This is a genomic window from Luteimonas huabeiensis HB2 (genome assembly GCF_000559025.1).
GTDB lineage: Bacteria > Pseudomonadota > Gammaproteobacteria > Xanthomonadales > Xanthomonadaceae > Luteimonas > Luteimonas huabeiensis.
In genome coordinates, this window is sequence record NZ_JAAN01000041.1 from 1 (window position 1) to 12,462 (window position 12,462).

11 protein-coding genes are annotated in these 12,462 nt (G+C 68.2%); 3 read left to right on the forward strand and 8 right to left on the reverse strand.

The window, feature by feature from the left end:
* Positions 1 to 107 precede the first annotated feature (107 nt).
* The 3 genes from Z164_RS0116140 to Z164_RS0116150 form a co-directional block, all read right to left on the reverse strand.
* Entirely contained in the window at positions 108 to 1,571 is a 1,464-nt protein-coding gene (locus Z164_RS0116140; protein ID WP_024891713.1) for an OprO/OprP family phosphate-selective porin, read from the reverse strand.
* Positions 1,572 to 1,609: 38 nt separating this feature from the next.
* The gene (locus tag Z164_RS0116145) at positions 1,610 to 2,572 is read right to left on the reverse strand and encodes an alpha/beta hydrolase (protein WP_024891714.1); all 963 of its coding nucleotides are present in this window, start codon (positions 2,570 to 2,572) and stop codon (positions 1,610 to 1,612) included.
* 236 nt (positions 2,573 to 2,808) lie between these two features.
* Positions 2,809 to 4,167 (reverse strand): dicarboxylate/amino acid:cation symporter, encoded by a 1,359-nt coding sequence (locus Z164_RS0116150; protein ID WP_024891715.1) that lies wholly within the window; start codon positions 4,165 to 4,167, stop codon positions 2,809 to 2,811.
* A 143-nt stretch (positions 4,168 to 4,310) separates the two neighbouring features.
* Between Z164_RS0116150 and Z164_RS0116155 the strand changes: the two genes are divergently transcribed.
* The 3 genes from Z164_RS0116155 to Z164_RS0116165 are packed head-to-tail and all read left to right on the forward strand — an operon-like array spanning position 4,311 to position 8,278.
* On the forward strand, positions 4,311 to 6,950 hold the full coding sequence (locus Z164_RS0116155; protein ID WP_024891716.1) for a hybrid sensor histidine kinase/response regulator: 2,640 nt from the start codon (positions 4,311 to 4,313) through the stop codon (positions 6,948 to 6,950).
* A gap of 51 nt (positions 6,951 to 7,001) precedes the next feature.
* The gene (locus Z164_RS0116160; RefSeq protein ID WP_024891717.1) at positions 7,002 to 7,772 is read left to right on the forward strand and encodes a hypothetical protein; all 771 of its coding nucleotides are present in this window, start codon (positions 7,002 to 7,004) and stop codon (positions 7,770 to 7,772) included.
* Positions 7,769 to 8,278: a type II toxin-antitoxin system VapC family toxin gene (locus Z164_RS0116165; RefSeq protein WP_024891718.1), complete on the forward strand. Its 510-nt coding sequence runs from the start codon at positions 7,769 to 7,771 to the stop codon at positions 8,276 to 8,278. The genes Z164_RS0116160 and Z164_RS0116165 overlap by 4 nt, the downstream gene beginning before the upstream one ends.
* Positions 8,279 to 8,544: 266 nt before the next feature.
* Here Z164_RS0116165 and Z164_RS0116170 read toward each other — a convergent pair whose 3' ends face one another.
* The 5 genes from Z164_RS0116170 to Z164_RS23425 all read right to left on the reverse strand — a co-directional run bounded on the left by Z164_RS0116170 (position 8,545) and on the right by Z164_RS23425 (position 12,139).
* The gene (locus tag Z164_RS0116170) at positions 8,545 to 8,799 is read right to left on the reverse strand and encodes a SymE family type I addiction module toxin (protein WP_236621818.1); all 255 of its coding nucleotides are present in this window, start codon (positions 8,797 to 8,799) and stop codon (positions 8,545 to 8,547) included.
* A 119-nt stretch (positions 8,800 to 8,918) separates the two neighbouring features.
* Positions 8,919 to 9,668 (reverse strand): XAC0095 family protein, encoded by a 750-nt coding sequence (locus Z164_RS23420; protein WP_236621819.1) that lies wholly within the window; start codon positions 9,666 to 9,668, stop codon positions 8,919 to 8,921.
* 526 nt (positions 9,669 to 10,194) lie between these two features.
* Positions 10,195 to 10,752 (reverse strand): hypothetical protein, encoded by a 558-nt coding sequence (locus tag Z164_RS22610; protein ID WP_152540977.1) that lies wholly within the window; start codon positions 10,750 to 10,752, stop codon positions 10,195 to 10,197.
* Positions 10,749 to 11,600 (reverse strand): ParA family protein, encoded by an 852-nt coding sequence (locus Z164_RS22100; RefSeq protein WP_081770224.1) that lies wholly within the window; start codon positions 11,598 to 11,600, stop codon positions 10,749 to 10,751. Before Z164_RS22100 ends, Z164_RS22610 begins: the two co-directional genes overlap by 4 nt.
* A gap of 386 nt (positions 11,601 to 11,986) precedes the next feature.
* A complete protein-coding gene (locus Z164_RS23425; RefSeq protein WP_236621820.1) occupies positions 11,987 to 12,139 on the reverse strand; it encodes a hypothetical protein in 153 nt (50 codons plus the stop codon).
* Between the last annotated feature and the right edge of the window lie 323 nt (positions 12,140 to 12,462).

Consider the following 12,462-nt stretch of genomic DNA (forward strand, 5'->3'; position numbering starts at 1 on the left):
GCGGGAGAAGGGACGACATGCCCCCGCTCGCGGGAGAAGGGACTGCATGCCCCTGCTTGCGGGAGAAGAGACCGTTTCGACCTTGCGGGTCGAATGCCGATTCGCCCCTAGAACACCACCTGCGCGCGCACGTTGACGGTGTCGCCGGTGTCGTGGCCCCGGTAGTCGCCGACCTGGTTGTCCGTACTCCAGCGCACGTAGTTGAGCATCAGCCGCGACCAGTCGTTGAGGTACCAGTTGACGCCCAGCGTCCAGGCGTCGCCCTCGCCGCCGCGGGCGGCGTCGGTGAAGTCGTAGCGGTCGAAGCGCGCGGCCAGCTCCCAGGCGCCGATGCCGCCGTCGGTGACCGGGCGCGCCACGCGGGTGGTGCCCCAGACGCCGGAGCGGGCGCTGAAGCCGGGCTTCTCGCCGGTGATCAGCCAGCCGGCGTAGAACGAGCTGGCCTTCTGCGCGAAATCGTCCGCGCTCGCCGAGGCGATGGTGCGCTCGGCGTACTCGCCGAAGGCCCAGAAGCTGCGCCAGGTGCCGCCCAGCTCCGCGCCCCAGATGCGCTCGCGGGTCACGTCGGCGATGGCGCTGGCGGAAACGCGGACGTTGTCGTTGAAGTTCGACGCGATGCGCGGGACTTTGTTGATCCGCTCCACGTCGCGGCCGAAATCCTCGTAGACGTACCAGCCGCCCAGGTGCAGGAAGCCGGCCGGGCGCTTGACCGGGTTCCAGTGCGCGCGGGTGATCCAGGTCATCGAATCGCTCTCGGTGCCGCTGTTGCCGATGTCGTCGCCGGTCAGGCCCAGGCTGTAGTGCCAGTTCTGCCCGATCAGCTTCATCTGCGCGCCGAGCCCGAAGTAGCCGCTGTCGGGCGCGCCGACCGAGGCCACCGCGTTGCGCTCCATGAACGGCGTGCGGGTGAGCGTGGTGGCGCCATCGATGCTGCGGTCCTTGAGCTTGTTGCCGACGTAGAACTCGGCCGGCAGCGCGCCCAGCCGGGTGTCCCAGGACAGGTAGGCGTCCTTGATGCTGACGTCGTTGTCGGCGAACTCCGCATCGACCTTGTAGCCCAGCGCGCCGATCCGCCCTTCCGCGCCCAGGCGGACCTGGCGCATCTCGGTGCCGCCGATGTTGCGGTCGTCGAACGCCGAGCCGCGGGTGGTCGAGAAATCCGCCACCACCCGCCCGCGCGGATGGAAGGTGAAGCTGCGATCGCCGTTGCGCAGCTCCGGGCCGCCGCGGCGCCAGCTGGTGTTGCCGCCGCCGCTGCCGCCGCCGGCGGCGAGCTGGGCGACCTGGGCCTGCAGGATCGCCAGGTCGTCCTGGCGGGTCTCGGCGATGGCGGCGTCCACCTGCGCCCGCACGGGATCGGGCGCGGCCGCCGGCCCTGCGGCCGCGCCGCCCTCCAGCGCCTCCAGCCGCCGGCTCAGGGCCTGCAGTTGCGCCGACTGCAGGCGGAGCTGCTCGGCCTGCTGCCGGACCAGTTCGCGCAGTTCGGTCTCGCTGGCGCCATCGGCGGCGAAGGCGGGCAGCGCGGCCAGGCCCAGCAGGGCGGCCAGCGCGCGGGAATGCTTGTCGTGCATCGGGAGTCTCCGGGAGATGGGGAAGGCGGACGGGGCGCTCAGTCGCCCTCGGCCTCCAGCGGGTGGTCGTCGGCCGTCGCGGGCGCCGGCCCGATCGGTGCCGGGCCCGGCCCGGTCAGCGGCTGCAGCGCGGCCGGCGGCGCGCCGATGAAGCCGTGCGCGCGCGCCCAGGTCGCGAACAGGCGCGGCCATTGCGCAACCCGGCTGCCCGGGCGGCCCAGGCCCCAGCTGTGCCCGCCGCGCTCGAACACGTGCAGCTCCGCGGGCACGTTCTGCGCGCGCGCGGCCTGGAACATCAGCAGGCTGTGGCCGACATCGGCGATCGGGTCGTCGGCCGCGTGCGCCAGGAACACCGGCGGCATGTCGGGCCGCACGTGCGCTTCCACCGAATACGCCGCCACCGCATCGGCCTGGGTCCCCAGCTCGCGCCGGGTGCGGGTGGTGTCGTAGGGCGGCTTCAGCGTGACCACCGGGTAGATCATGGCCAGGAACGCCGGCCGCGAGGGCAGCGCGTCGGCCGCATCCAGCGCGGGATAGAAATCGTGGTCGAAGCGGGTGGACAGGATGCCGGCCAGATGGGCGCCGGCGGACGCGCCCATCACCCCGATCCGGTCCGGGTCGATCCCGAGCTCGGCGGCGTGCGCGCGCAGCAGGCGCATCGCGCGCTGGCCGTCGGCGAACGGCGCCGAGGCCGGCCAGCCGTCGGCCGGCAGCCGGTAGTACAGCACCGCGCTGGTCACGCCGATCGAAGCCAGCCATTGCGCCATCGGCCGCGCCGCGGTGCCGACCTGGATCCGGAAGTAGCCGCCGCCGCCCAGAATCAGCACGGCGCTGCCATTGGGCACGGCGGGGCGGTGGATCTCCATCCGCGGCTGCGAGACGCGCGTCACCGCGCCCATCGCGCTGCCTTCGTCGCCGATCCGCTCCGGCCCCTGCACCACCTCCGGCAAGTGGCCCTGCGGCCACAGCGGCAACGTCCGCACGCCGGCGTCGTGCGCCATCGCGGGGGCGGCGCCCAGCAGGCAGGCGAGCAGCCAGCCCCAGCGGCCGGTTGCCCGCCTGGGGCTCGCAGCGTTCGCGCCCGGGCTTGCCCGGCCGCGCACCCGGCGCGCGGGCCCGAGCGGCGCCGGCGCAAGGCCCGCGCAGGACGGCGTACGGCGGCCGGCCACGGCGGGCGGCCGGAATTCGATAGCGTTCGGTTGCACGATCTCCCTCCCCGGGATTAGCGGTACGGCATTCAGTCCTGCGCGAGGCGCGCCGGGTCGCCGGGCCCGGCGGCCGGGTCCGGCGCGGCGGCGACCGGCCGCGGATCGCCGTCCAGCGCCCGCGCCAGCGCATCGCGGTCGAGCGCATCCTCCCAGCGCGAGACCACCACGGTGGCCACGGCATTGCCCATGAAATTGGTCAGCGAGCGGCACTCGCTCATGAAGCGGTCCACGCCCAGGATCAGCGCCATGCCCGCCACCGGCACCGTCGGCACCACCGACAGCGTGGCGGCCAGGGTGATGAAGCCCGCGCCGGTCACGCCCGCCGCGCCCTTGGAGCTCAGCATCGCCACCAGCAGCAGCGTGATCTGCTGGCCCAGGCTCAGCTCGATGTTGGTCGCCTGGGCGATGAACAGCGCGGCCAGGGTCATGTACAGGTTGGTGCCGTCCAGATTGAACGAGTAGCCGGTCGGCACCACCAGGCCCACCACCGACTTGCGGCAGCCGGCCTGCTCCATCTTCTCCATCAGCGAGGGCAGCGCCGATTCCGAGGACGAGGTGCCCAGCACCAGCAGCAGCTCGGCCTTCAGGTAGCGCGCGAGCTTGAGCACCGAGAAGCCGCACAACCGGCACACCGCGCCCAGGATGACCAGCACGAACAGCAGCGCGCTGACGTAGAACGTGCCGATCAGCCAGGCCAGGTTAACCAGCGATTCCACCCCGTAGCGGCCGATGGTGAAGGCGATCGCGCCGAAGGCGCCGATCGGCGCGGCCTTCATCAGCACGTGCACCAGCTTGAACACCGGCACCGTCAGCGCCTCGCAGAAGGCCAGCACCGGCCGCCCGCGCTCGCCCACCATCGCCAGCGAAACGCCGAACAGCACCGCCACCAGCAGCACCTGCAGGATGTTGCCGGACACGAAGGCCGAGACCAGCGTGTCGGGGATGATGTCGAGCAGGAAGCCCGTCATCGTCAGCTCGTGGGCCTTCTGCGTGTAGTCGCTGACCGCGCCGGCATCGAGTTCGGCCGGGTCGATGTTCATGCCCGCGCCCGGCTGCACGATGTGCGCGACCAGCATGCCCACCACCAGCGCCAGGGTGGAGAAGCACAGGAAGTAGGCCATCGCCTTGCCGAACACCCGGCCGATCGCGCCCAGGTGGCTCATGCCGGCGACGCCAGTGACGATGGTCAGGAAGATCACCGGCGCGATGATCATCTTGACCAGCTTGATGAAGGCATCGCCCAGCGGCTTGAGCTGCTCGGCGAAGGCCGGCTCGAAGTGGCCGAGCAACGCCCCCAGCATGATCGCGGCCAGCACCTGCACGTAGAGCTGGCGGTACCAGGGCAGGCGCCGGGGCGGTACGGTGGCGGGAGCGGGCATGGGGTGCATCGACGGCATTCCGGTTCGCGCGGCGACGGGCGCCGAGTGCGGGCCGGCGTGTTGTACGGCAAGCGGCCGCCGGCGCCGATAACCCATTGGTGTTAGGCCGCCCGGCGGGGGCGCGCGCGCATCGGGCCCTACACTGTCGCCCGATGCGCCCCGGTCCCCGCCTGCGCCGGCTGTCCTGGCTCCTGCTGCTCGCCGGCGGCGGGCTGGCGCTGGTGTCGGCGCTGGGCTACCACCTCGGCGCGCAGGCCGCGCTGCAGAACGCCTCGGCGGAGGCCGCCCAGCAGCTGCACCTGCACGCGCAGGCGCTGAACCAGCGCATCGAGCGCTACCGCGCGCTGCCGCAATTGCTGGCCCTGGACCCGGACCTGCGCGCCAGCGTGAGCGCACCGCTCGACGCCGCCGCGCGCCAGCGCCTCAACCTGCGCCTGGAACAGGCCAACCGCACCGCCCGCGCCTCCACCCTCACCCTGGTCGACGCCGCCGGGATGGCGGTGGCCGCCAGCAACTGGGCGCTGCCGGAAAGCAACGTCGGCGAGCGCTACGGCTTCCGGCCCTACGTGCAGCAGGCCCTGCGCGAAGGCCGCGGCCGCTTCTACGGCATCGGCGTGACCACCCGCGTGCCGGGCTACTTCCTGTCCGAGGCGATCCGCGACGATGCCGGGCGCAACCTCGGCGTGGTGGTGATCAAGATCGAGCTGTCCGCGGTGGAGCGCGAATGGGCGCGCGAAGGCGAGGCGATCCTGGCCACCGACACCCGCGGCGTCGTGTTCCTGGCCAGCCGGCCCGACTGGCGCTACCGGCTGCTGGCGCCGCTCGACCCCGCCGCGCGCGCCGAACTGGCCGCGACCCGCCAGTACGGCGCGCAGCCGCTGCGGCCCGCGGCCCTGCGCATACTGCGCGAGTCCGGCGCGCACGGCACGCTGGTGCGCATCGACGACCCGGCCATGCCCGGGCGCTGGCTGTGGCAGCGCGCCGCCGTGGCCGACACCGACTGGACCCTGCACCTGCTGCGCGACGCCGCCCCGGTGGCCGCGGCCGCGCGGCAGTGGGCCGGCATCGCCGGCGCCTCCTGGCTGGCACTGGTGTTCGTACTGCTGTTCGCCCAGCAGCGGTGGCGCCTGGGCGCCTTGCGCCGGCGCAACCGCGCGGAACTCGAAGCGCTGGTGGAACAGCACGCCCACGAACTGCGCACCGCCCGCGACGGCCTGGTCGAGGCCGCCCAGCAGGCCGATACCGGCCTCAGCCGGCAACTGGAGCACCTGCCGCAGGGCGTGGTCATCATCGACGCCGACCTGCGCATCGTGGCCTGGAACCGGCGCTACATCGAACTGTTCCGCTTCCCGCCCGACCTGGTCCGCGTGGGCCGCCCGATCGAGGACGTGTTCCGCTACAACGCCCGCCGCGGCCTGCTCGGCCCCGGCCCCGTGGAAGAGGCCATCCAGCGCCGGCTCGGCCACCTGCGCAGCGGCAAGCCGCACATGCGCGAGAGCGAGAAGTACGACGGCACCGTGCTGGAGATCCGCGGCAACCCGCTGCCCGACGGCGGCTTCGTCACCAGCTACGCCGACATCACCGGCTACAAGAACACCGCGCGCGAGCTGCGCTCGCTGGCCGACTCGCTGGAAAAGCGCATCGCGCGCCGCACCGCCGACCTGGAACAGGCCCGGCGCGAAGCGGTGGAAGCCAACCGCTACAAGACCCGCTTCGTCGCCGCCGCCGTGCACGACCTGCTGCAGCCCCTCAACGCCGCGCGCATGTTCCTCTCCGCCCTGCGCGGCCGCCTGCGCGAGGCCGACAAGCGCGAACTGGCCGACCACGTCGATGCCGCCCTGACCGCGCAGGACGCCATCCTCGCCAGCCTGCTCGACATCTCGCGGCTGGAAGCCGGCACCCTGCAGGTGGACGTGCGCGAGTTCGCGCTGGGCCCGCTGCTGGAGACCCTGGCGCGCGAATTCGGCCTGGCCGCCCGCGCCGAAGGCCTGCGCCTGGACCACGTGCCCACCCGGCTGGCGGTGCGCAGCGACGAAGCGCTGCTGCGCCGCATCCTGCAGAACCTGCTCTCCAACGCGGTGCGCTACACCGCCCAAGGCCGCGTGCTGCTGGGCTGCCGCCGCAGCGGCGACCACGTGCGCATCGAAGTCTGGGACACCGGCCCCGGCATCCCCCGCAACCGCCAGCGCGAGATCTTCGAGGAATTCCGCCGCCTGCACGACGGCGGCGAACACGGCCGCGGCGCCGGCCTGGGGCTGGCGATCGTCGAGCGCATCGGCCGCCTGCTCGGCCACCGCATCGGCCTGCGCTCGCAGCCCGGCCGCGGCAGCGTGTTCTGGGTCGAAGTCCCCCGCGCGCAAGCGCCCGCCCCCGCCCAACCGCCCCCCGTCCCCACGGCCGCCGAAGGCTCCCTGCTGCACGGCCACACCATCTGGTGCGTGGACGACGACGCCCGCAGCTGCGAAGCCGCCCGCCTCATGCTGGAACGCTGGGGCTGCCGCGTCCCCCTGGCCGGCGGCGCCGACGCCGCCCTCGCCGCCGCGCAACCCGGCCACGCCCCCGACCTGGTGCTGCTGGACCTGCACCTCGGCGACATCACCGGCCCGGACCTGATGCAGCAGTTGGTCGCGATCTGGGGCACCGCACCACCGGTCGTCCTGCTGACCGCCGACCGCGGCGAAGCCGCCCAGGCCGCCGCGCACCGCCACGGCTGGCGCTTCCTGCCCAAACCCGTGCGCCCCCCCGCGCTGCGCGCGCTGATGACGCAGTTGTTGCTGCGGGGTGGGTCGTAGCGGAAGCTCCGTCGCAGCCCCTGCATCTGTCCAGGCATTAGAATCCGGCTCATGCAGACCGCCGACGCCCTCCGCTTTGCCCTGAGCGACCGCATCCAGGATGCCGAGGTCGGGCCGAAGCACGTCCCGCTGGCGCTTCTTGGCCAGTTCCAGGAGGACGTGGAGGAGTTTCTTCGCGGCTCGAACAGGGAGATCGACAGCAACCAGGTGATGGTCTCCATCGAAGAGGGCTCCCTGGCGATCGTCGTCACCGGCCTGCTGGCCGCCAGCGGGCTGTGGCGCGACATGGCGCAGCTGGAAAACCCCGCCGCGCTGGGCCTGCTCGATCCCAAGCGAGCCGAGGTGCTTGAACGTTGGCAGAAGGCCGCCCGCAAGAACCCGCACCGCAGCTACCAGTTGGCCGACACCGGAGGCAGGTTCGCCGTGCGGGTGGATTCCGAGAGCGACTTCCGCAACCAGGTCGAGGCGGCGTGGGTGCCGGTGGAAAAGTACCTGCGGGGCGTGGTCGTGGACCTGGGCGGCAAGACCAGCCCGAACGTCCATCTGGACCTCGGCAGCGGCCGTGCCGTGAAGATCGCTGCGACCCAGAAGCTGTTGGCCGAAGAGAAGGAAAACCGCCTGTACAAGCAGGCCCTGCTCCACGTTAGCGCAGAAGAGAACCTGAAGACCGGCGCCTTGCGCAACCTGAATCTGCTCGGCTTCGAGGAGCACAGGCCCACGTGGGACGAGGCCGAATTCGACAAGCTGGTGCGGGCAGGCACCCAGGCCTGGGCGGACACGCCCGAAGGGTGGCTGGAAAACCTGCGGAGCGGCAAAGGATGAGTCCGTCGGCGCTGCTGGACACCAGTTTCCTGATCACCCTGATCAACGCCCGCCGCCCGCACTACGAGACTGCCAAGCAGTTCTACCGCCACATGCTGCAGAACGACGTGCCGATGTATCTCTCGGCCATCGTGGCCGCCGAGTTCGGGATCAAGCAACCGGTCGCCGCACTTCCGCTGCGCAACTTCCGCATCCTCAATTTCAACGTCTCGCACGGGCAGAAGGCCGCCGAGCTGTGGAACGCCCTGGGCACGCGCGACGACGGCGACGCGCGCATGATCGTTCGCGACGACGTGAAGCTGCTCGCACAGGCAAGCCACGAAAACATCGGCTTCATCCTGACCGAAGACGCCAGCACGCTATACAAATACTGCGAGCGCCTGCGCCAGGCCGGGACCATCCAGACCCGCGCCTTGAAGATGGCGGACGGCTTCGATGCCAGCGCCTTGAGAGAGGACGGACAAAAGGACTGGGTGGGCAACGTGCAGGGCGAATCAGACGAGTGAATCCCGTTGCCGGGGTGGGAACCTTCGACGAACGAACCGTCTTGGCGAACCCGGACGCGCGGCGCAGTACCGCGTCATCCAACCGGCGGACACTGCGCAAACGCCATGGCCGAAGCTCCGCCAGAAGGCGCTGAGCCGCTCGCGCCGTTCGCAATGGCACAGCCTTGGCCGAGGGATTCGTTTGTGCGCCTACCGGCACAGACGTACCGGGAGCCGGGACGGCCGGAATCGGCCGCCCCGAAACCCGCACCTGCACAGTGACCCGATCAGGCGGTTTTGCGCCGGCGGCTGATCAGCAACACACCCTGCCCCACCGAGACCTGCAGGTCGTCGCCGACCTTGAAGCCGTGTTCCTCCAGCCAGCGGCCATAGAGCCGCAGCGCCGGCACCGGGCAGCCCACGATCTGGTCGCCCTGCCACTCGTCGTAGTAGTGGTAGCCCATCTTGCAACGTGCCGGCGTGCGGAAGCGCGGAAAGCTGGCCAGCCGTTGGCGCGCTTCCTCGCTCGGGGGATACGGCATGAAGCTGTGGGACGACGTATCCGGCGATTGCAACGGCGCCCAATCGCGGCGCTCGCGGCTGGGGCGCGACTCGGGTTCGGACGCCGGCGGGGACGCCCGGCCCGCCCGCTGCGGGCGGCTCATGACACGCTCCCGAAGCGAAACGCGTGCCGCCGCATGGCCGGCCGGCGACGCGCACGCGTACGCCGCCGCTTGCGCATGGCCGCACTCGGCAGCACGGCGCCATATGCCGATCGATCCTCGCGGACACCGCCGCGCGGCCGGTCGCCGCCCCCGATCCGGTTGCGCTCCACCGCGTCCAGGATCGCGCGCACCGCCTCCGCGGCCTCCACGATCGCCTGCCCCAGCACCGGCAGCGTGGCATCGGCCAAGTCAGCCTCCTGCGCGGAGGCGACGACATCGCCATGCGCCGCGATCGTCTGCACCCGCCGGGCGAGCGCATCCACCTGATCCAAGGTGACACCGAAGACGAACGGCGCGCCCCCGGCATGGGCCGCCTCCGCCGTAGCGGCATCGCCCCGGCGCTCGCCGGTGGCGAACGACGTGGCCACGTGCTGGCCATCGCCGGCGGCACCGCTGCCGGGCACGGCGGCGGCCCCATCGCCATCGCCGGTAGTGGCGGCCCGCGCCACGTTCGGGCGCCGGGCCAGGTCGTCCAGCACCCGGCCCGCCTGCTCCGCCCACAGCGAAAGGCACGCGGCCAGCTCGTCCATGCGGATTTCGGGCGCGCCCTCCGGCGTCCCGCCCCACGCATGCGGGCGCGCCAACCGGCAAAGCAACGCGATATGGCCGTGCAACTGCTGCAACCGCAGCCGGCTGTCTTCCGGCAAGGCGTACCGCCCAGGATCGTTCGATTCACGATGCGACATCACAACCTCCTCACTCCGTTGAAGTGGCCCACCCGCCACGCACGGCGGATAGGAAGTCGGGAGGTTCGAAACCGCACACAGCCGGCGGGCGTATTCCCCTTGCGGGTGTTGTATTAGCCGCCCTCCCGACGCAGGCAATCGCATCGGTTCGCGCCCATGAACATACGGGCACAAAAAACCCACCGGTTTGACGGAGGTGGGAACCGCTGTGTGAGGAGTTTCGACGCTCCTTGCGGCCAAGTCTGCGATGGGGAACATGACATGTCAAGGGGTGCGGCGCACATAATGTCGCACCGGCGTAGGCTACCGGACATCTTCAAATACAGCGCACACAGGCAACACTAGAGGTGGTCGTGCTGTGGCGGTAAATCCCTGAGCGTTAAGGCGAATTTCACAGGATTCAACATCTTCGCCTTTAGTCAGAGTTAAACCGCCAGCTTCATAGAAGCAAACATCTCTGGGCAGCCTGATGAAGAACCCAATCACCTCATACCAGGCGAAAGCAGCAAAGCCGAAAACTCCTTCCTCACAATAGCTTAGCCCGCCGCCCTCCATCAATCAAAAACCGCGCGAGCCTCTGGTAACCCTCAGTCTCCCCGGATACCCCGAGCGAAACAGCATATTCGATCAATTTCTCGATCTCGACGACTGGAAGGTCAGCCACTATCGCCATCAGGGCGCCAATCGTCTCTTTTCGAGATTTTCCAGGCTCGAAGTTTTTACTCAAACGCTCCCCAAATCTACGCATTGACTCATGAGTAGCTAAGACCTGCCCATTCCTTATCAACGAATCAAACTCAGAAAGAACCTGAAATTTCTCTGGGTCTGCTTCTTTTAGTCTAAGAACCGCTCGAGATGTAATATTATTTATAGGCTTTACCGAAGAAGCGCGCGATTTCTTTGTTCCCACTCTACGGGTCTTGTGAACCACATTCGCGGAAAAATCAGAGGCCAAATAGGCAAGCAACTCGGACCCATGACCATGAGCGCGCAGCAGCGAAACGGCCTCACGAATCTCCCCCTCTGAGAAATCAACTATTATCTGCGCGACGCGTAGTGCGACAGAGCTAACTGATTTATTCATTTCACACCTATGCTAGCGAGAAAATTTTCGCCGACAGCGGAAAACTCATCTTTAACATAATCTCTCGCATAATCGGTCATGAAGATGGGAGTTCCCTGCCTTGACCCAGCGGGATAGGATTCCGAATGATGTGCGGCGACATCGAATACCGGCCATCCAAACTCCGCAGCCAGCGTACTGACAGCAAGGCGAGATCGCTTCTGTTCGGGAGGAGTGTTGGAGCGCCGTAGATCATTAAATATGATTCCAGCCATATCAAGCGCCTGATCTTGATGCATAAGCCTAAATTCTTCCAACGATCTTGCAAGCAATGGAAGCCCGATGGTTGCGAGAAATTCAGGCCTGACTGGCACCACCACATACCTACTAGATCTATAGGCCGCCGCCGTAAGGATGGATTCCGTGGGCGCGCAATCTATGATAATGAGATCGTAGCTCGGGCCTACTTTAGCAAGAAACTGGGGAAGAAGATGCGCCTTTTCGGTAGGATTTTTTAGGGTCCAAGCCAGCTCAAGCCTAGATGGAACCAAATCCAACAAACTACCATCGCGCCACCTTCGAAGGTTATAAATTACTTTTTTGGGATCGAGCAAAGCCGGCGCATGCCTGGAGGACTTCGGAGCAGAGAACTGCTCAAATATGTCCACTACAGTCGCCCTATCCTCATTTAAATACTCTAAATATTTCTCGGCCCCCATGAAATATTGGCTCAAATTTGATTGCGGATCCAGATCTACAGCCAAAACCCTGAGGTTGGCCTGCCATGCGCAGTACCAAGCAAGATTAAAAGTAAGCGTAGTCTTCCCGACGCCGCCTTTCATGTTAATAAGTGAAACTGCAACCGTCATCTCTCACTCCCTTGATTTAAATTTCAATTCCACGTCAAAACTATCTTCATGCAGAAGAATAGCCCTTTAATGACCAGAGCGCGCTTCGCGCAAAAAGTTAAACGACCAGTAGCTGCCCTCCTTAGACTCAATCTCCACAAGTGCAACGCCCGATATGGAGTCGTTGCCATGTCCAGACGCTACCACCATCTGAGCGCGGAAGAACGCGCCGCGATCATGATCGAACGCCAGAACGGCAGCAGCCTGTGCGGGCCATCGCCCGGCGCCTGGGGCGTTCGCCCTCCACGCTCGCTCGCGAGCTGCGACGGGCCGGCGCCGATCCCTACGACGCCACGCGGGCCGCCGCCGGCTATCGCGAACGCCGTGCACGGAGTCGGCGTCCCCTGCTATTGGCCGGGGACGGCCCGCTCTACCAGTACGTCCACGATCGCTTGGTCTTCAAACGCTGGTCGCCGCAGCAGATTGCGGCCAAGCGGCGCGGCATGCCTGCCTCCGAGCGCCGCTGCCTGGGTCAGTCCCGAGACGATCGACGCCAGCATCTATGCCTATCCTCGCGGCGGCCTCGAGCAGGCGCTGATCGAGGTCCCGCGACAGGGCAAGCCCTCGCGCGGGCGCCCGCGCACTACGACGGCATCACGCATCTACGTGCCCGATGAATTGCGGTTCTAGCACCGGCCCGAGCACATCCAGAACCGGCTGCTGCCCGGACACTGGGAGGGCGGTCTCATCAAGGGCACCCACAACCGCTCCGCGGGGACGTCATGGTCGAACGCAAGACCCGCTTCGTGGTGTTGTGCCGGAGGGACTACTGCACCGCGGCCGACACGCTGGCAGCTTAGACTCAACTTCCAAGTGCAACGCC

Bases quoted from the DNA above. Each gene is read 5' to 3' on its own strand.
- Z164_RS22610 (WP_152540977.1), bottom strand. From the start codon at position 10,752: ATGAATAAATCAGTTAGCTCTGTCGCACTACGCGTCGCGCAGATAATA.
- Z164_RS0116140 (WP_024891713.1), bottom strand. From the start codon at position 1,571: ATGCACGACAAGCATTCCCGCGCGCTGGCCGCCCTGCTGGGCCTGGCC.
- Z164_RS23425 (WP_236621820.1), bottom strand. From the start codon at position 12,139: ATGCTGGCGTCGATCGTCTCGGGACTGACCCAGGCAGCGGCGCTCGGA.
- Z164_RS0116145 (WP_024891714.1), bottom strand. From the start codon at position 2,572: ATGGCGCACGACGCCGGCGTGCGGACGTTGCCGCTGTGGCCGCAGGGC.
- Z164_RS0116165 (WP_024891718.1), top strand. From the start codon at position 7,769: ATGAGTCCGTCGGCGCTGCTGGACACCAGTTTCCTGATCACCCTGATC.
- Z164_RS0116150 (WP_024891715.1), bottom strand. From the start codon at position 4,167: ATGCACCCCATGCCCGCTCCCGCCACCGTACCGCCCCGGCGCCTGCCC.
- Z164_RS0116155 (WP_024891716.1), top strand. From the start codon at position 4,311: ATGCGCCCCGGTCCCCGCCTGCGCCGGCTGTCCTGGCTCCTGCTGCTC.
- Z164_RS23420 (WP_236621819.1), bottom strand. From the start codon at position 9,668: ATGTCGCATCGTGAATCGAACGATCCTGGGCGGTACGCCTTGCCGGAA.
- Z164_RS22100 (WP_081770224.1), bottom strand. From the start codon at position 11,600: ATGACGGTTGCAGTTTCACTTATTAACATGAAAGGCGGCGTCGGGAAG.
- Z164_RS0116160 (WP_024891717.1), top strand. From the start codon at position 7,002: ATGCAGACCGCCGACGCCCTCCGCTTTGCCCTGAGCGACCGCATCCAG.
- Z164_RS0116170 (WP_236621818.1), bottom strand. From the start codon at position 8,799: ATGCCGTATCCCCCGAGCGAGGAAGCGCGCCAACGGCTGGCCAGCTTT.